General features: G+C 73.6%; 15 protein-coding genes and 1 pseudogene. 8 read left to right on the forward strand and 8 right to left on the reverse strand.

All coding sequences use genetic code 11. The features are described from left to right. Positions 1-236: 236 nt before the first annotated feature. From ABT299_RS15675 to ABT299_RS15705, 7 genes are all read right to left on the reverse strand, one after another. Complete coding sequence (locus ABT299_RS15675) at positions 237-1,214, reverse strand: LysR family transcriptional regulator (protein ID WP_500251173.1); 978 nt, start codon at positions 1,212-1,214, stop codon at positions 237-239. A 49-nt stretch (positions 1,215-1,263) separates the two neighbouring features. Beyond that, positions 1,264-2,823 (reverse strand): SecDF P1 head subdomain-containing protein, encoded by a 1,560-nt coding sequence (locus tag ABT299_RS15680; RefSeq protein ID WP_500251174.1) that lies wholly within the window; start codon positions 2,821-2,823, stop codon positions 1,264-1,266. A gap of 236 nt (positions 2,824-3,059) precedes the next feature. Next, positions 3,060-4,052, reverse strand: a complete 993-nt coding sequence (locus ABT299_RS15685; protein ID WP_433155223.1) for a 2-oxoacid:ferredoxin oxidoreductase subunit beta — start codon at positions 4,050-4,052, stop codon at positions 3,060-3,062. Between the two features lie 79 nt (positions 4,053-4,131). Then, the gene (locus ABT299_RS15690; protein ID WP_190865659.1) at positions 4,132-5,973 is read right to left on the reverse strand and encodes a 2-oxoacid:acceptor oxidoreductase subunit alpha; all 1,842 of its coding nucleotides are present in this window, start codon (positions 5,971-5,973) and stop codon (positions 4,132-4,134) included. A 325-nt stretch (positions 5,974-6,298) separates the two neighbouring features. Continuing rightward, a complete protein-coding gene (locus ABT299_RS15695) occupies positions 6,299-6,445 on the reverse strand; it encodes a putative leader peptide (protein WP_387029342.1) in 147 nt (48 codons plus the stop codon). Positions 6,446-6,511: 66 nt separating this feature from the next. After that, positions 6,512-8,068, reverse strand: coding sequence for a LolA-like protein (locus tag ABT299_RS15700; protein WP_500251175.1), 1,557 nt, complete (start codon positions 8,066-8,068; stop codon positions 6,512-6,514). A gap of 119 nt (positions 8,069-8,187) precedes the next feature. After that, entirely contained in the window at positions 8,188-9,519 is a 1,332-nt protein-coding gene (locus tag ABT299_RS15705) for an EGFR-like transmembrane domain-containing protein (protein ID WP_190865663.1), read from the reverse strand. A gap of 152 nt (positions 9,520-9,671) precedes the next feature. Between ABT299_RS15705 and ABT299_RS15710 the strand changes: the two genes are divergently transcribed. From ABT299_RS15710 to ABT299_RS15725, 4 genes are read left to right on the forward strand one after another with little or no spacing between them, the layout of a single operon-like run. Beyond that, positions 9,672-10,043, forward strand: a complete 372-nt coding sequence (locus tag ABT299_RS15710; RefSeq protein WP_190865665.1) for an NADH-quinone oxidoreductase subunit A — start codon at positions 9,672-9,674, stop codon at positions 10,041-10,043. 60 nt (positions 10,044-10,103) lie between these two features. Further along, complete coding sequence (locus ABT299_RS15715; RefSeq protein ID WP_500251176.1) at positions 10,104-11,189, forward strand: NADH-quinone oxidoreductase subunit B; 1,086 nt, start codon at positions 10,104-10,106, stop codon at positions 11,187-11,189. Next, positions 11,186-11,797: an NADH-quinone oxidoreductase subunit C gene (locus tag ABT299_RS15720; protein ID WP_500251177.1), complete on the forward strand. Its 612-nt coding sequence runs from the start codon at positions 11,186-11,188 to the stop codon at positions 11,795-11,797. The genes ABT299_RS15715 and ABT299_RS15720 overlap by 4 nt, the downstream gene beginning before the upstream one ends. Next, complete coding sequence (locus ABT299_RS15725; RefSeq protein ID WP_190865669.1) at positions 11,790-12,746, forward strand: complex I subunit 1/NuoH family protein; 957 nt, start codon at positions 11,790-11,792, stop codon at positions 12,744-12,746. The genes ABT299_RS15720 and ABT299_RS15725 overlap by 8 nt, the downstream gene beginning before the upstream one ends. 47 nt (positions 12,747-12,793) lie before the next feature. Here the strand turns inward: ABT299_RS15725 and ABT299_RS15730 are convergent, their stop codons facing one another. Continuing rightward, complete coding sequence (locus tag ABT299_RS15730) at positions 12,794-13,918, reverse strand: ComEA family DNA-binding protein (protein WP_500251178.1); 1,125 nt, start codon at positions 13,916-13,918, stop codon at positions 12,794-12,796. A gap of 117 nt (positions 13,919-14,035) precedes the next feature. On the opposite strand from ABT299_RS15730, the gene ABT299_RS15735 reads away from it, so the two are divergent. The 4 genes and pseudogenes from ABT299_RS15735 (at position 14,036) to ABT299_RS15750 (ending at position 17,647) form a co-directional block, all read left to right on the forward strand. Beyond that, positions 14,036-14,596, forward strand: a complete 561-nt coding sequence (locus tag ABT299_RS15735; protein WP_387029349.1) for a NuoI/complex I 23 kDa subunit family protein — start codon at positions 14,036-14,038, stop codon at positions 14,594-14,596. After that, positions 14,593-15,162 (forward strand): NADH-quinone oxidoreductase subunit J family protein, encoded by a 570-nt coding sequence (locus ABT299_RS15740; protein WP_500251179.1) that lies wholly within the window; start codon positions 14,593-14,595, stop codon positions 15,160-15,162. Before ABT299_RS15735 ends, ABT299_RS15740 begins: the two co-directional genes overlap by 4 nt. Further along, a pseudogene (nuoK, locus tag ABT299_RS15745) lies at positions 15,162-15,443 on the forward strand (NADH-quinone oxidoreductase subunit NuoK); the annotation flags it as partial. The gene ABT299_RS15740 and the pseudogene nuoK, both read left to right, overlap by 1 nt. A 152-nt stretch (positions 15,444-15,595) precedes the next feature. After that, positions 15,596-17,647, forward strand: a complete 2,052-nt coding sequence (locus ABT299_RS15750; RefSeq protein ID WP_500251180.1) for an NADH-quinone oxidoreductase subunit 5 family protein — start codon at positions 15,596-15,598, stop codon at positions 17,645-17,647. The last annotated feature ends 6 nt before the right edge of the window (positions 17,648-17,653 follow it).

Here is a 17,653-nt window from a genome sequence, read left to right on the forward strand (position 1 = left end):
CGGAGGCAGGCGGCGGAAGCGGACGGCGTCGCCGGAGGCGGGCGGCGCTGCCGGAGGCGGGCGGCGCCCGGCCGAAGCGGTTGGCGTCGGTGGAGGGCAGTGCCCGGCTGAAGCGGACGGCGTCGGCGGAGGCGGTGGCGCTGGCAGAGCCGGGCGGCGCCCGGCGGAAGTGGGCGGCGCCGGTGGAGGCAGGTGGCGCTGGTCGGGCTCGTGGGCGTCGGAGTGGCGGGCGTTGTTCAGGGGCGCGCTCGGCGGGGCGTCTCCGCGGCGCCGGTGGGGCGGGTGTCCAGTTCGGTGGCCGGGAGCCAGTGCGCGGCGGGGTCGTAGTCCAGCCAGCCGTGCTCCCGCGCCGCCGCCGCGAACTCCGCGAGCAGCGCCCGCAGCACCGGATGCTGCTCGCGGGCCCGCCAGATCAGCGACCACGAGTACAGCGGGACGGGATCGGTCAGCGGCACCGACCGGACGTCCGCCGGCACGGCCACGTCCGCCGGCAGCAGCGACACGTGCCCGGGCTCCTCGCGCAGGTGGTCGAGGAAGTAGTCCAGCCCCAGGTTGACCCCGCCGAACTCGCCGGACAGCCCGAACTCGGCCAGGAACCGGTCGAGGAAGTCGAGCTTGCCGATCTCGGCGGGGAACCACACCGTCGTCCCGGCGAGGTCGGCGGGACGCAGCGCCGCCGCACCCGCCAGTGGATGCGACGCGCCCATCACCGCCGCCATCGGCGCGAGCCGCACCAGCCGGTGCGCCAGCCCGTCCGGCAGCGGCTCGTCCAGCGCGTGGACGCGGCCGAAGCCCACGTCGCCGTCACCGCGCCGCAGCGCCGTGACGACCTCGGACAGCCCCCGCTTCAGGTTCGGCTCGATCGGCAGGTCGGGACGGCGCGTCACGACCCGCCGGATCGTCCGCATCGGGTCGAACAGGTGGCCCCACACGTCCAAGCGCAGCGGCCGGTTGTCGCGCCGTGCCGCCACGATGGCGTCGTCCGCCGCCGCGAGCGCGCGCCGCGCCGGCTCCAGGAACCGCTCGCCCGCCGCCGTCAGCCGCACCGAGTGCCCGGTGCGGTCGAACAGCCGCACGCCGAGGACGTCCTCCAGCCGCGCGACCCGCTTCGACAGCGCCTGCTGGGTGAGGAACAGCTCGCCCGCCGCGCGCCCGAAATGCAGCTGCTCGGCGGTCGCGACGAACGCCCGCACCTGCGCGAGATCCAGGTCCACGCCGTCCAGCCTGCCCGACGACCGCCGGACGGGCCAAAGCGCGGGCCCGTCAGCGTCCCTTGAGCTCGCGGACGAGGGTGTTCGCGGCGGACCGGGTCGGCGAGCCGGTCACCACGACCTTCCCGTCCCGGATCGGCATGTCGACGCGCGGCAGGGTGATCAGCCGGTCGCGGACCACGAACGCCAGGTCGCGGCCCACGGTCGCGCTGGTCAGCCGCGCGAACGCGTGCCGGTCGACGGGCCGGAGCGTGAGCGCCACGTCGTACCCGGACGTCCCGCGCGACTTCTGCACCCGCAGGTCGGCGACCTTGTGGATCGCGATGCCCTGCGCGAGCCGGTAGCAGGTCACGCCGGCGGCGGCCTGCCCGGTGATCCCGGGCGTCCCGGCCGGGCACTGCCCCGGCGACGCCTGCGTCACCGGGTACACGTGCAGCGGGGCGGCCAGCGTCACCGGCCGCGTCCGCATGGACGAGGCGATCATGCCGCCGGTCACCGCGACCGCGGCGATCAGCAGCCCGAGCGTCAACACCATGATCACCAGCGCGGACCGGTGCTGGTCGGCGGCCTGGACCGGCTCCGGGACGGGCCGTTCCCGGTACTCCAGGCCCTGGCGGCGCGCGGCGCGGCTGCGCTTGGTCTCGGCCGCCGCGCGGCGCCGCTGCTCGGCGCGGGCCCGGCGCCGCCGGTCCGCGTCCGGGATCTCGGGGACCGGCAGCACCGCCGTGGTCCGCTCCGGACCGCGCGCCGGCGCCGGTTCCGGCCGTTCGGGCGGCGTGAAGCCCACCGCTCGCACCGGCCGGGCGGGTGGCGGCCCCTCCGGGTCGGGGATCAGCGTGGGGCCGGGCACCGGCTCGAACGGCTCCGTCGGCGTCCGCCCGGTCAGATCGTCCTGCCCGAGCGCCTGAGCAGGCGACGGGACCGCTCCGCCCCGTCCGAACGGCGCGGGCTCGCCGATTCCTGGCGCGTCCTGCCTGGGCGAGGCGTCCTGCGCCGCGCGCGTGGGGGACTCGGCTCGCTGAGCCTGCTCGGGCGAGACGGACGGCATGGGCGCCGTGGCCTGCTCGGGCGGCGCGGCCCGCTCCAGCGGCGCGGCCTGTTCGGGTGGCGCGGCCTGTGCCAGTGGCGCGGTCCGCGCGTCCTGCTCGGGCGAGGTGCCCTGCCCGGGTACGGCGGCTTGGCCCAGCGGCGCGGTCTGCTCGGTCGGCGCGCCTGGCTGAGGCTGCTCGCGCGACGCGTCCTGCTCGGGCAGGGTGCTGTGCTCGAACGCTGCGGCCTGGCCCAGCGGGGCGGTCTGCTCCGTAGAGGCGGCGTCGCGAGCATGCGCGGTCTGTTCCAGCGGCGTGGTCCGCCCGGGCGACGTGGACTGCTCGGGGGACGCGGCGTCGTGCGCCTGTGCGGGCTTGTCCGGCGCGTCCTGCTTGTCCGGGGCGCCTTGCTCGGGTGGCGCCGCGTCCGTGGATGGGGCGGACCGCTCGGACGGGTCGAGGAGAGGCGCGGGCGGCGGCGGCCAGGCGAGCGGACGGTCCGGGGCGGCCGCCGGGGGAGGGCTGGGCGGAGCGGTGTCCTCTGCCTGCCGACGACCCTTGTTGCGGCGCGGAACGACCCGCATCGTCACCTCCCCGGGCTGACAAGATCTGCGACAGTCTTTCAGGATGAGACGGTGTCCCGCATCGTGTCGCGGCCGAACCCGGCCAACGATCGCCGATTGCTCATCCCGTGATGAACACTGCCCCGTCCGCGCGGTTCCAAAGCGCGGAAAACCCGCCCCCGCGGTATGCGGGGACGGGCTTTCCGGAACGCTGACGGCGTCAGTGCCCGCCCGGGGGACGGGCCCCGGACGGTGCGTCAGTCGATGCGCCAGGTGTCGCCGCCGGCGAGCAGCGCGGCGAGGTCGCCCGCGCCCTGCGTCTCGACGGCCTCCTCGACCTGCGCGCGCATCAGCTCGTCGTAGGACGGGCGGTCGACGTTGCGGAAGATGCCGATCGGGGTGTGCTCGAACGCCGGCTGGTCCAGCCGCGACAGCGCGAACGCCATCGACGGGTCCGGGTTCGCGGCGTCGTGCACCGCGATGTCCGACGCGGGGACGTCGGCGACGTTCACCACCTCGAACGAGCCCGACGGCGTCCGGCGCAGGGCCTTCTGCCGGTCGGCGCCGAAGACGATCGGCTCGCCGTCCTCCAGGCGGATCGTGATGTCGTCGCGGACGGCGGCGTCCTTCAGGGGGTCGAACGCGCCGTCGTTGAAGATGTTGCAGTTCTGGTAGATCTCGACCAGCGCGGTGCCGCGGTGCTCGGCGGCGGCGCGCAGCACCGACTGCAGGTGCTTGCGGTCGGAGTCGATGGTGCGGGCGACGAAGCTGCCCTCCGCGCCGATCGCCAGCGACAGCGGGTTGAACGGCGCGTCCAGCGAGCCCATCGGGGTCGACTTGGTGATCTTGCCGGTCTCGGAGGTGGGCGAGTACTGGCCCTTGGTCAGCCCGTAGATCCGGTTGTTGAACAGCAGGATCTTCAGGTTGACGTTGCGGCGCAGCGCGTGGATCAGGTGGTTGCCGCCGATGGACAGCGAGTCGCCGTCGCCGGTGACGACCCAGACCGACAGGTCGGGCCGGGACGTGGCGAGGCCCGTCGCGATCGCCGGCGCGCGGCCGTGGATCGAGTGGAACCCGTAGGTGTTCATGTAGTACGGGAACCGCGACGAGCAGCCGATGCCGGAGATGAACGTGATGTTCTCGCGGCGCAGCCCGAGCTCGGGCAGGAAGGACTGGACGGCCGCGAGGATCGCGTAGTCACCGCACCCGGGGCACCAGCGCACCTCCTGGTCGGTCTTGAAGTCCTTCATCGTCTGCTTCTGGTCGGTCTTGGGGACCAGGGAGAGCAGGCTGCGTCCGTTGCCGTTCACGGCGCCGTTTCCGTTGGTGTCACTCACTGTCGATCACTTCCTGGATGACGTCCTGCAGCTCCTCCGACTTGAAGGGCAGGCCCCGGACCTGGTTGTAGCCGATCACGTCGATCAGCAGCCGGCCGCGCAGCAGCATCGACAGCTGGCCGAGGTTGATCTCGGGGACGACGACCTTGTCGTAGGAGCGCAGCACCTCCGGCAGGTTCGCGGGGAACGGGTTGAGGTGCCGCAGGTGCGCCTGCGCCACGTCGCGGCCCTCCGCCCGGACGCGCCGGACCGCCGCGGAGATCGCGCCGTAGGTGCCGCCCCAGCCCATCACGAGGACGCGCGCCCGGCCGGACGGGTCGTCGACCGCGAGCGGCGCGATGTCGTTGGCGATGCCGTCGACCTTGGCCTGGCGGAGCCGGACCATCGTGTCGTGGTTGGCCGGGTCGTAGGAGATGTTGCCGGTGACGTCGGCCTTCTCCAGGCCGCCGATCCGGTGCTCCAGGCCGGCGGTGCCCGGGACCGCCCAGGGGCGGGCCAGGGTCTCCGGGTCGCGCCGGAACGGCTCGAAGGGCTCCTCGGACGGGGCCGCGAAGTTCGGTTCGATCTTCGGCAGCGCCGCCACGTCCGGCAGCTTCCACGGCTCGGAGCCGTTGGCGAGGTAGCCGTCGGACAGCAGGATGACGGGGGTGCGGTACTTCACCGCGATGCGGGCCGCCTCCAGCGCCGCGTCGAAGCAGTCCGAGGGGGACTGGGGCGCGATGACCGGGACGGGCGCCTCGCCGTTGCGGCCGTACATGGCCTGCATCAGGTCGGCCTGCTCGGTCTTGGTCGGCAGGCCGGTGGACGGCCCGGCCCGCTGCACGTCGATGACCAGCAGCGGGAGTTCCGTCGCGACGGCGAGGCCGATCGTCTCGCTCTTCAGCGCGATGCCGGGGCCGGAGGTGGTGGTGACGCCGAGCGACCCGCCGAAGGAGGCGCCGAGCGCCGCGCCGACCGCGGCGATCTCGTCCTCGGCCTGGAACGTCCGGACGCCGAACCGCTTGTGCTTGGACAGCTCGTGCAGGATGTCGGAGGCCGGGGTGATCGGGTAGGAGCCGAGGTAGACCGGCAGGCCGCTCTGCACGCCCGCGGCGACGATGCCGAGGGACAGCGCGGCGTTGCCGGTGATGTTGCGGTAGAGGCCGGCCTCGTGCTCGGCCGGCTTGACCTCGTACTGCACCGAGAACGCCTCGGTGGTCTCGCCGTAGCTCCAGCCCGCCTGGAACGCGGCGATGTTCGCCTTCATGATCTCGGGCTTCTTGGCGAACTTGCGCTCGAGGAAGCCGATGGTCCCCTCGGTGGGACGGTGGTACAGCCACGACAGCAGCCCGAGCGCGAACATGTTCTTCGCGCGCTCGGCGTCCTTCTTGGAGATCTCGTAGCCCTCGAGCGCGGTCACCGTCATGGAGGTGAGCGGCAGCGCGTGCACCCGGTACTCGGCGAGCGAGCCGTCGGTGACCGGGTCGGCGGCGTAGCCGACCTTGGCGAGGTTGCGCTTGCTGAACTCGTCGGTGTTGATGATCAGGTCCGCCCCGCGGGGCAGGTCCCCGAGGTTGGCCTTGAGGGCGGCCGGGTTCATCGCGACCAGCACGTCGGGCGCGTCGCCCGGCGTGAGGATGTCGTGGTCGGCGAAGTGCAGCTGGAAACTGGACACGCCGGGGAGGGTCCCGGCGGGGGCGCGGATTTCGGCCGGGAAGTTCGGCAGCGTCGACAAGTCGTTGCCGAACGCCGCCGTCTCCTGGGTGAAGCGGTCGCCGGTCAACTGCATCCCGTCACCGGAGTCCCCGGCGAAGCGGATGATGACGCGGTCGAGCTGCTGGACCTGTTTGGTCACAGAGGAAGACCTCCTCGACGCGCAGCACCCGTCCTGGGGGAGGCACCCAGGATCGTGATGCTACTAAGGCTTACCTTCATGGTATGTCCGGGATGGAATGCTGGTCTCGGGGATCGGGCCGCTCAGCGGTACGGCGACGCCGGGCGTGCGGCCCGGTGCCGTCCGTTCTTCGCCGGCGGCGGCCGTGGTCCGAGAGGCGCGGACCGCGGCCGTCGCTCCGCCCGTCATGTGCGACATCCCGCCCTCGGGGAGGTCATGACCCCGTACTTCAAGGGTTATCACCTCGGGTGGGAGATCACGCGTCCCGGCCGGATTCGGGCAGGTCCTAACCGGTGCTACGAGCCGGACGGGTCCCCGGGTTCACCGCTGAACACAGGGCGCTGGCCAGCCGGCACAGATCGACGTGCAGCCGCCTGACCAGCTGGGCGGGATGGGCCGGGGAGCCGTCGCTCCCCGAGGGCACGGAGTTCACAGCCGCAGTGTAGACAGGCTGAATTTCGTTCTGTTCAACCGGCCCCGGCCCCCGGGGGTAGGGGTTTCAGGGCCGGCCGGTACCGCCCGTCCCGGCGGCGCGGGGCCCGGTCGCACCGGACTTCTTCGGCGCGCCGGACGCGCCGGTGCCCGGCGCGCCGCTCGTTCCGGGCGACGGGGAGCCGGTCGCGCCGCCGGGGGCGCCGGACAGTGTGCTCTTCACCACCGCGCTCCGCTCCTTGTCGAGCTTGGCCAGCAGCGCCTTGACGTCCGCGGCGGTGAGGGCCTCGCCGATCACGCGGGCCTGCGCCGAGTACGGGTAGGAGCCGGGGTGGTCGAGCGCCGACTTCACCCACGTCCTCCAGGCCCGTCCGGCGACGGTGCAGGTCAGCACGAACGACCGGTTCGTCGGCACCGGCGCGGACGCGGTGCAGGACCCGAGCGGGGTGCCGCGGGTGGTGATCGACGCGCGCAGCGCCGCGCGCGCGCCGTCCGGCACCGTGTCCGGTGACGACAGCGTCGCCGGGACGCGCACCGTGCAGCCCGCCGGGTTCTGGTCGCAGTTGACGAAGGCGAGCTTGCCGGGGTCGAAGTGCAGGCTCGGGTCGGCGGCGCCGGCGAGCGCCTTCACCCGGGGCCGCAGCCGCGCGAACAGCGCGGCGGGGTTCGGCAGGTCGGCGACGCTGAACCGGGCGGCGTCGGCGCCGGCCGCCTGCACGGCGACCAGCCGGTACGGCGCCGCCGCCGACACCAGGTAGTTCGCGCCCGACGTCCTGATCTTGTAGGCGCGGACGCCGTTCACGGTCTCGGTGGGCGGTTTCGCGGGCGCCTTGGTGAGCGCCTTCGCGATCGCCTGCGCGCCCAGCACGTCCGGGACGTCGAAGCCGGGAACGGCGGCGGGCGCCTTCGACCAGCGGCCCGCGTAGTTCTCGGGGTGCGCGCTCTCGCCCGCGTACTCGCGCCAGAACTGCGTCCCGGCCTTGAGGTAGGTGTCGCCGCCGGCGGCCACCACCTCGGCGGTCAGCGGGCCCGCCGCCAGCGTGCCGATCGCCGATCCCGCCGCCGTGACCTGCACGTCGGCCTGGACGGGGCGGCCGTTCGCGGCGGTGAGCGTGCCCTGGTAGCGGAAGCCGGGGCCGGATGTGAGCCGCCGTCCCGCCTCCAGCGCCCAGGCGGAGGGCGCGGTTCTCGACGGCTTCGGGTGCGGCTTGCCGGGGGCGTCGTCGTCGGAGATGAACACCACGGCGACGGTCGCGGCGGCCGCCACGACCACGGCGACGCCCGCGCCGGTCGCCAGCCGCTTCTTGAGCCGCCCGCCGCGCGGCGGCGGCCCGCCGATCCCGGGCGGCAGCGGCATCCCGGTCATCCCGGGAGGTCCGGCCATCCCGGGCATCACTGGCATCTCAGGGGCGCCGGGCGTTCCGGGGGCCTGGGGAGGCATGTCCGCGCCGTGGGGCGCCGGGCCGTTGTACGGGATCCCGTCCGGCGCGGTGGCGCCCGGCGCCGGCGAGGGCGGCGGCGTGGCGGGTGCGGTCCGGGGCGGGCCGCCGGCGACGAGGACGTCGTCCGGTGCGGGCCGGCCAGGTGCGGACTCCGGAGAAGGGTCGTCCTGATCAGCGCTCACAAGCCATAAGAATGCCCGACGATGCGAGCGGCCGGACCGGAAACCGCGCATCGCCGGGCATACCACCACCTAGGGCCGGGGCGGGCGGCCTCCGCGCCGCCCGGCCCCGACCTGCGGGCTCACTCGCTGTCGAGCCCGCTCTGCAGCGAGGCGACCTCCGACGGCGTGGCGCCGATCACCTTGTACTGCGCGTGCTTGTAGAACGTGCCGCCGGTGGACTTGGCCCAGCTCTGCCACGCGGAGGTGGCGATCCGGCAGCTCGCCCACACCGAGCTGGTGTCGTTGATCGTGATCGTGTCGGTGCAGTTGCCGAGGTCCCGGCCGGTCAGCGTGCCGGCGGTGATGTTGAACCGGACGTCGACCGTCAGCGGCGTGGACGCCCCGTAGGGCGGCCGGATCTTGGCCTCGACGGTGCAGCCGGAGTTGCTGTTGCAGCCGCCCTTCTTCCACTCGTCGACCGACGGGCGCGCCGACGCGTCGAAGGAGTTCTTCAGGTCGCCCATGCTGGTGCGCATGGCGGAGATGACCGTGGACGCCTCGGACGAGGACTTCGGCGTGACGTCCAGCGCGACGCGCGGCGTGGTCGCCTCGTAGCGCAGCAGCTGGGCGTCGTCGGCGTCGGTGATGTAGAGCGTCGAGGTGAAGGTGGTGAACTTCAGCGCCTTCTTGCCGGCCCACGTCGTCTTCAGCGGCTTGACCTTGGCGGTCGCCGCGGCCCGCAGCTTGGCGGCCAGGGCGGTCGGCGACAGCTCCTGCTTGAAGTCGATGTCGAGCTTGTCGGCGCTCAGCCGGCCCCACTGCTGCCCGCTGCCGAGGTAGTACGGCGTGCCCTCGGTGCTCTCGATCTGGTCGCGCCAGTACGAGGCGTCGGCCTTCAGGAACAGCTTGCCGTCCGCCGACAGCAGCGTGACGTTGTCGCTGTTCCAGGTCACCGGGCCGGTCGCGCGGCCGCCCTTGGTGACGTCGAGCTGGCCCTCGATGTTGTCGGCGCCGCCGCCGAAGTCGCCCTTCAGCCCGACGACGCGCTCGGCGGCCATCGAGTCGGCGGCGGCCTTCAGCTTGTCCTCGGGCGACTTGCCGCCGCCGTTGGACGCCACGATGAAGACCACCGCGCCGATGATCAGGATCACCACGACGGCGCCGCCGACGAGCGCCGCGATGAGCGGGCCGCTGCTGCGCTTGGGCGGCGGCATGCCGGGACCCATCGGGCCGCCGGGGCCGGGAGGCGGCGGGAAGAACGGCGGCGGCGTGCCGGGGCCGCCGGGACCGCCGTACCCGCCGGGGGGAGGCGGCGCGCCGGGACCGCCCGGAGCACCGGGAACGCCCTGGCCACCCGGGTAGCCGGGGCCGCCCGGACCGGGGGCGCCGCCGGGACCCGCGGGAGGCGGTGGAGGCGGCCAGGAGGCACCACCCGGGTTCTCCCAGCCCGGGTTCGGCGGAGGGTTGCTCATCCGGTCACGTCCTTCCAGGTCAACTGACCCCAATGCGTTCTCTAGTGTGCAGCAAAACGATGACATTGTGATCCACCGAGGTGGAGGTACGACGTCACACTCGCGCACGCCCTTTCGGGGATACTTGCTTGGACGCAGACGGGAGCGTGACGGTGCATAACTATTTCAGCTCATATGTCGCGCTCGGCGCACTGGTGATCGCCGGCGGCGGCATCGTCGGCGGCGGCCTCGCCGCGAACCGGATGCTCCGCCCGCACCGCCCGACCGCCGAGAAGCTCACCACCTACGAGTGCGGCGTCGACCCGGTCGGCGGCGGCTGGGCGCACTCCTACATCCGCTATTACGTCTTCGCCTACCTGTACGTGGTCTTCGCGGTGGACGCCGTGTTCCTCTTCCCCTGGGCGACGGTCTTCTCCGCCCCCGGCTATGGCGCCACCACGCTCGGGGAGATGTTCGTCTTCCTGGCCTTCCTCGCCGTCGGGCTGCTCTATGCGGGCCGCAAAGGCGTCCTGTCCTGGGTCTGAGCCCGCAGCTCGACGTCCCGAGCCTCCGGCGCGACCCGTCCGGGCTGTAACAATGCTTGCGTGGGCACCATCGATCTCCCGCCGCCGAGCGTCGGACCCCTGTCGCGGCTCGCGCCCAAGCCGGTCAAGTTCGTGCTCAACTGGGGCCGCCGCTATTCGCTCTGGGTCTTCAACTTCGGCCTGGCCTGCTGCGCGATCGAGTTCATCGCCACGTCGATGAGCAGGCACGACTTCATCCGGCTCGGCGTCATCCCGTTCGCGCCCGGCCCTCGCCAGGCGGACCTGATGGTCGTGTCCGGCACCGTCAGCGACAAGATGGCGCCCGCCGTCCGGCGGCTGTACGAGCAGATGCCCGAGCCCAAGTACGTGATCTCGTTCGGCGCCTGCTCCAACTGCGGCGGCCCGTACTGGGACTCCTACTGCGTGACCAAGGGCGTCGACCAGATCATCCCGGTGGACGTGTACGTCCCCGGCTGCCCGCCGCGTCCAGAGGCGCTCCTCCAGGGCATCGTCCACCTGCAGGAGAAGATCGCCGCCGAGTCGCTCGGCGACCGCTACGACGGCGGCGACCCGATGAGCCCGCCGCCCGCGCCGCGGCCGTTCTCGGCCACCGTCCTGCGCCGCCCCCTCCAGCCGCCGCCCGCCGACGAGCCGCCCGCCGACGAGCCGCCTGCCGACGAACCGTCCGCCGAGGAGCCGTCCGGCGAGCCTTCGGCGCGGGAAGAAGCGTCGCCGTCGGACGTGACGCTGCCCGTCGCGCCGCCCGAACCGCCGCCGCCGGCGGGCCGGCCCGCGCCCGAAGCCGATGACGTGCGTCCGGACGATGAGACGCGTCCCCTTCCGCCCGTCGAACCGGAGGCCGAGGGGCCCCGCACCGCCCCGGCCGCCGAGGGCGGGACCATGCCGCTGCCCGCCGCCGGACCGGAACCCGCGGACGAGCCCGGCGCGGTGCGTCCCGACGACGAGACGCGGCCGATCCCCGCCGCCGAGGAGCCGCAGTACGCCGAGCCGCCCGCCGAAGAGCCGCCCGCCGACGAGCCGCGGGCGGGCGAACCGCGGCGGCGGCCTCGGTCCGAGCACGACCCGTCGATCATCCCGGGGCTCGCCGACGACGGGAACGACGACGAGATCGGGCGGAGCCGGTGAGCGCCGCCGCGGAGCTGACCGCCGCCTGGACGGACCGGTTCGGCGACGACGTGACGACCGAGGAGACGGCCGGCGGGCTGTCCGTCGGCGTGCCGGCCGACCGCTGGGTGGAGGCGCTCACCTTCGCCCGCGACGACCTGGCCTTCGCCTTCTTCGACTGGCTGACCGGCGTCGACGAGCTCGGCGAGGGCTTCGCCGTCGTCGTCCACGTGTACTCGCTGGAGCGGCGGCACCATCTGCTCGTCCGGACGCGGGTGCCGAGGGACGCGCCGTCCCTCCCGACCGCCATCGGCGTCTACCGGGGCGCCGCGTGGCACGAGCGGGAGACGGCCGAGATGTTCGGCGTCGTGTTCGAGGGGCACCCGAACCTCGTCCCGCTGCTGCTGCCGGACGGCTTCGAGGGCCATCCGCTGCGCAAGGACTTCGTGCTGGCGGCGCGGGTCGCGAAGCCGTGGCCGGGCGCGAAGGAGCCCGGCGAGTCGGGGCACGGCGCGCCGAGCCGCCGCCGCGTGCGGCCGCCCGGCGTGCCCGACGAGGGCCCGTGGGCGGAGGCGGCGGAGCGCCGCCGGGCCGGCCGCCCACCGCAGGAGCGGGGTCCGGATGCTTGAGACCATCGGGAAGCTGGTGCTGGTCGCGGCCGCGTTCGCGCTGCTGCCGCTGCTGGTCGGGCAGGCCGAGCACAAGGTGATGGCGCACATGCAGGGCCGCCTCGGCCCCATGTACGCGGGCGGTTTCCACGGCTGGGCGCAGCTCGTCGCGGACGGCGTGAAGTTCGCGCAGAAGGAGGACGTCGTCCCGCGCGACGCCGACCGGTGGGTGTTCAAGCTGGCGCCGGGCGTCGCGCTCGTCCCGTACCTGCTGGTGCTGATCGTGGTGCCGGTCGGTCCGGGCGGGCAGGTCGCGCTGGACCTCGGCGTCGGGGTGTTCTTCGCGCTCGCGGTGATGGGCGTCGGGGTGATCGGCGCGATCATGGCCGGCTGGGCGAGCGCGAACAAGTACGCGCTGCTCGGCGGGATCCGGGTCGCGGCGCAGCTGATGTCCTACGAGCTGCCGATGGTGTTCGCGGCGTCGTCGGTGGCGATGGCCGCGGGCACGCTGTCGCTGCAGGGCATCGTCGGCGAGTGGCGCTGGTGGTGGCTGCCGTGGCAGGCGATCGGCGCGGTGGTGTTCTTCGTCGCGGGCCTCGCGGAGCTGCGCCGCCCGCCGTTCGACATGCCGGTCGCCGACTCGGAGATCATCTTCGGCCCGTACACCGAGTACGGCGGGTTGCGGTTCGCGCTGTTCATCCTGGCGGAGTACGCCGGAATCGTGGTGCTGTGCGCGCTGACGGCCGTGCTGTTCCTCGGCGGGTGGAAGGGCCCGTTCCTGAACACCGAGCTGGGCTGGCTCTGGACGCTGATCAAGGCGGCGGTGCTGGCGTTCTGCGTGATCTGGCTGCGGGTCAGCTACCCGCGGATGCGCGAGGACCAGCTCCAGAGGCTCGCGTGGGCGTGGCTCGTCCCGCTGTCGCTGGTACAGCTCGCGCTGACCGGCGTCCTCAAGGTCGCGTTCGCCTAGCCCTTCCTACGCGACGCGGTGGGGCGGGACACGGTGGGGCGGGACGGTCAGGGGAGGAAGATCGTGTACTCGGCGAGCTGCGGCATGATCGCGGGCGGCAGGTCGCAGTCCACGGCCATCTCCTCGACGGAGACGAACGTGCCGTGCTCGTCCCGGTGCGCGACGACCCGCTCGGCCAGCTCCTCCGTCATCCCCGGCAGGGCCGCGATGATCTCGGCCGGGGCATGGTTGGCGTCGACGAGGCCGCCGTCGTCGTAGGCGCGCGGGACGTCCGGGCGGCCGATCCGCAGCTCGTGCGCGAGCGCCGGGTCGTCGGCGGCGATGGCGCGGGCGTCGGCGCGCAGGTTCCGGCGGTACTTGGCGTACTCGACGGCGTTCTCGTTGTTGTGGCTGCGCGGGACCTCGCGGGGGTACACCTGGCGGCGGACGGCGAAGGCGTGCGCGGTCCCCGCGGGCCACAGCGTCAGCAGCAGGATGGTGCCGAGCGCGATCAGCAGCACGTTCCCGCTGTTCAGGGCGGCCAGCATCGTCACGAGGCCGATCCCGTAGCCGGCCGCGGCGGCCCCGTAGTTCCACGATCCGCGCTTCACGGCGGCGTAGAAGAACGTCACGGGCGTCGCGAGGCCGAACGTGAGGAACGGCATGATCGCCCACAGCACGCCGTTCGGCTGCTCGGGCGGCGGCGGAAGCGGCGGCACGGGACGCAGCGGCGGAAGCGGATACCCGCCGGACCCCCAGGTCGGGGACCGGTCCGGCGGTCCCGGCGGCTGCACGGGACGCCGCGGGTCCACTGGGGGCGGGACGGAAGTACGCGGTGCCGCCGGACGGGGCGGTAAGGCCGGTGGAGGCGGCGGCGCGGCCGCAGGACGAGGCGGCGCGACCGGATGCGGTGGGGAGGCGGCGGGCTGCGGCGGGACGGGCGGGTGCGGCACCGAGGTGCCGCGCGGCGGCGTGAAACCGTCCGGCTTGGTGGTGCGGTGCACCGGCAGGCCGCCCGGCGGCGTCCCCTGCACGGGCGTCCCGCCCGGCGGCGTGGCACTCGGAGGAGTGGCGCTCGGAGGAGCGGCGTCCGACGGTGTGGTGTTCGGCGGTGTGGGGCCCGGCGGCGCGGAGGGCTGCGGGCGGGCGTGGTCGGCTCCGGGGTCGTACTGTCCGTCCGCATGGTGGCTCACATGTCCTCCTTGCCCGCAGGCGTACAGGAGCGCGGACCGCGGGTGCCCGCGTATCGTCCGACGAACGCGGAACCCGCCGCGTTCCACGGCGGCGTTTCGTGCGCAATCATGTTGCGGGTGGGACGGTTGCCAGGAGGCGGGCTGGCCAAGGGGCTGGCCGTCACGTTGCGGACTATGACGCGGCGCTCCATCACGCGTCAATACCCCGAGGTGCAGCCCGATCTGCCCCCGCGCAGCCGGGGGGTGATCGCGCTCTTCGAGGAGAACTGCACCGTTTGCATGCTCTGCGCGCGCGAGTGCCCCGACTGGTGCATCTACATCGACTCGCACAAGGAGACCGTCCCCGCGGAGGGCGGCGGGCGGCCGCGCGTCCACAACGTCCTCGACCGGTTCGCGATCGACTTCGCGCTGTGCATGTACTGCGGCATCTGCATCGAGGTCTGCCCGTTCGACGCGCTGTTCTGGTCGCCGGAGTTCGAGTACGCCGAGTACGACATCGCGGAGCTGACCCACGAGAAGGAGCGGCTCCGGGAGTGGATGTGGACCGTCCCGCCGCCGCAGGCCCACGACCCGGCCGCCGAGCCGCCGAAGGAGATCGCGGCGGCGGAGAAGGCGGCGGCGCGGGCCGCGCGGCGCCCGCCCTCCGGCCCGCCCGGCCCGCCGGGGAGCCGGCGGTGAGCGGCCAGGAGATCGTCTTCACGCTGCTCGGGGTGGTGGCCGTCGGGGCCGGGATCATGGTCGTGACGACGCGGCGGCTCGTCCACGCGGCGCTGTGGCTGGTGCTGTCGTTCGGCGCGCTCGCGGGCGGCTACCTGGTGCTGACCGCGGAGTTCGTCGCGTGGGTGCAGGTGCTGATCTACGTCGGCGCGGTCGTCGTGCTGCTGCTGTTCGGGATCATGCTGACGCGCGCGCCGATCGGTGACTCCGCCGACCTCGACTCCGGCAACCGGTGGGCCGCCGCCGCGGTCGCGGTGGCCACCGCCGCGGTCCTGGTCACGGTCATGGTCATGGGCTTCCGGGACGAGCGGATGCCGCTGCGCGCGGGCAGCGGGTCGGCGAGCGCGCTGGGCGCCGGCGTGTTCCGAACGTGGGTGCTGCCGTTCGAGGTGCTGTCGGTGCTGCTGCTGGCCTCGCTGGTCGGCGCGATCGTCCTGTCCCGCACGGACATCGGCTCCCGCCGCTCCGACCGTTCGAACGGCTCCAGCAGCTCCGGCCGCTCCGGCCGGGGGAAGGGGCGCGGCTGATGCACCTGGCCTACCCGACCGTCGTCGCGGCGCTGCTGTTCTCCGTCGGCGTGTACGGGGTGCTGGCGCGGCGCAACGCCATCCTCGTCCTGATGTCGGTCGAGCTGATGCTGAACGCGGTGAACCTGAACCTCGTCACGTTCGACATGCGGTTCCGCGACCGGCTGCACGGCGGGCAGGTGCTCACCCTGTTCACGATCGTGATCGCGGCGGCGGAGGTCGGGCTCGGCCTGGCGATCGTCCTGCTGGTGTTCCGGAACCGCCAGATGGTCGACATCGACCGGCTCTGCGCGCTGGCGGAGTCCGACGACGAGCCCGCCGACGAGCCCGAGTCCGCCGCCGAGCCCGAGTCCGGAACTGACGAGCCCGAGCCGGAGCCCGCCGCCGAGACCGGGTCGGAGACCGGCGCCGAGCCGGTCGAGGGGGCGACGCCGTGATCTGGCTCGCGTCCCTGGCGATCCTGCTGCCGTTCCTCGCCGCGTTCGGCGGCATGCTGTTCGGCCCCGCGCTCGGGCGGCTGCTGGGCTCGCCCCGCCGCAACGGCCCGGCGCTGATCGCCTGCGCCCCCGTCGCCGTCTCGCTCGTCCTGTCGGCGATCGTCGCGTTCGTCGTCTGGCGGGACCCCGGCGAACGGACGGGCTCGCTGGCGGTGATCGACACCGGCTCGGTGCCGATCCGGATCGGGCTGCAGGTGGACGGCCTGTCCGCGGTCGTCGCGCTGATGGTCTGCTGCGTCGCGCTCGCCGTCCAGGTGTACTCGGTCGCCTACATGGACGGCGACCGGCGCTACTCGTCCTACGCCGCGTTCATCTCGCTGTTCACCGCCGCGATGCTGCTGGTGGTCCTCGCCGGAGACCTCATCGTCCTGTACGTCGGCTGGGAGGTCATGGGCATCTGCTCGTACTTCCTGGTCGGCCACCACTGGGAGGAGCGGGCCAACTCCCGCGCCGCCGTCAAGGCGTTCCTGGTGACGCGGCTGGGCGACGTCGGCTTCCTCATCGGGATCATCGTGCTCGGGCTCGGCGCCCGCACGTTCGAGATCCACGGCGTCCTCGCCCGGGTCTGGACGATGCCCGGCTCGACGCTCACCGCCGCCGCGCTGCTGCTGCTCGCCGGCGTCGCGGGCAAGAGCGCCCAGTTCCCGCTGCACACCTGGCTTCCGGACGCCATGGCCGGCCCGACGCCGATCAGCGCGCTGATCCACGCCGCCACGATGGTCGCGGCCGGCGTCTACGTCGTCGCGCGGCTGTACGGGGTGTTCGTCGCCGCGCCCGGCGCGCTGGCCGTCCTCGGCGTCATCGCGGTGATCTCGATGGTCGGCGCGGCGCTCGCGGCCCTCGCCCAGGACGACCTGAAACGCGTCCTCGCCTACTCGACGATCAGCCAGCTCGCCGTGATGGCGGCCGCGCTCGCGGTCGGCGCGAGGTCCGCGGCGATCTTCCACCTGCTGGCGCACGGCGCGTTCAAGGCGCTGCTGTTCCTCGCCGCCGGCTGCGTGATCGCGACGACCGGGTCCACGCTGCTCGCGAAGCACGGCGGGCTGCGGCGCGGCATGCCGATCACCTTCTGGTCGATGACGGCCGGGTTCGCGGCCCTCGCGGGCGTCCCGCCGTTCAGCGGCTGGTTCAGCAAGGACTCCGTCATCGAGGCCGCCCAGCACGCCGCCCTCCACGGCCACGAGACGACCGAGGCCGGCTGGTTCGCCTACGCCCCGCTGACCTCGGACGGTTCCGCCGCACCGCCGGCGGCCCCGCTTCCGGGGCCGTCCCCGAGCGGGCTCCCGCACGACCTGCCCGTGATGGGCGGCCGGCCGCCGTTCAGCGACGAGATCACGGGGTTCGCGAAGACCCCGCTGCGCGAGCTGTCCACGAGCGTCACCTATGTCGACCTGCCGTCCGGGGTGGCGTGGCTGGTGTACCTCGGGCTGCTGCTGACGGTCGCGCTGACCGCGGCGTACGCGATGCGGGCCTGGCTGATGACGTTCTTCGGGGAGCCGCGCGGGACGTACGAGATCCGCGAGCCGTCGAAGTTCATGTCGTGGACGGTGGCGGCGCTGGCGGTGCCCGCCGCGATCCTCGGGTTCTTCGGGCTCGGCGCGAGCGAGCTGCGCCCGCACGCCGGCCCGGCGCTGCTCGGCATCGCGCTGCTGATCATCGGCGGGGGCGCGGTGTACCTGCTCTGGAACCGGGACCCGGCGTCCGATCCGGCGGTCGCCCTCGGGCCGGTGCGCCGGGTGTTCGCGCGGGGCTTCTACCTGGACGAGCTGTACGCGATGGCGATCGTCCGCCCCGTCCGGGCCCTCGCGCGCGGTGTCGTGCTGTTCGACCGGCGCGGCGTCGACGCGGCCGTCGTCGGGGCCGGACGGGGCGCGCGGCGGCTCGGCGGGCTGCTGCGGATCCCGCAGAACGGCAACCCGCAGACGTACCTGACGGGCCTGCTCGCGGGCGTCGTCGTCATCACGGCCCTGGTGGTGATCTTCCGGTGATCTTCC

Origin of the sequence: Spirillospora sp. NPDC000708 (assembly GCF_040299565.1) — a bacterium.
GTDB lineage: Bacteria > Actinomycetota > Actinomycetes > Streptosporangiales > Streptosporangiaceae > Spirillospora.

Bases quoted from the DNA above. Each gene is read 5' to 3' on its own strand.
- ABT299_RS15680 (WP_500251174.1), bottom strand. From the start codon at position 2,823: ATGCGGGTCGTTCCGCGCCGCAACAAGGGTCGTCGGCAGGCAGAGGAC.
- ABT299_RS15725 (WP_190865669.1), top strand. From the start codon at position 11,790: ATGCTTGAGACCATCGGGAAGCTGGTGCTGGTCGCGGCCGCGTTCGCG.
- ABT299_RS15705 (WP_190865663.1), bottom strand. From the start codon at position 9,519: ATGAGCAACCCTCCGCCGAACCCGGGCTGGGAGAACCCGGGTGGTGCC.
- ABT299_RS15685 (WP_433155223.1), bottom strand. From the start codon at position 4,052: ATGAAGGACTTCAAGACCGACCAGGAGGTGCGCTGGTGCCCCGGGTGC.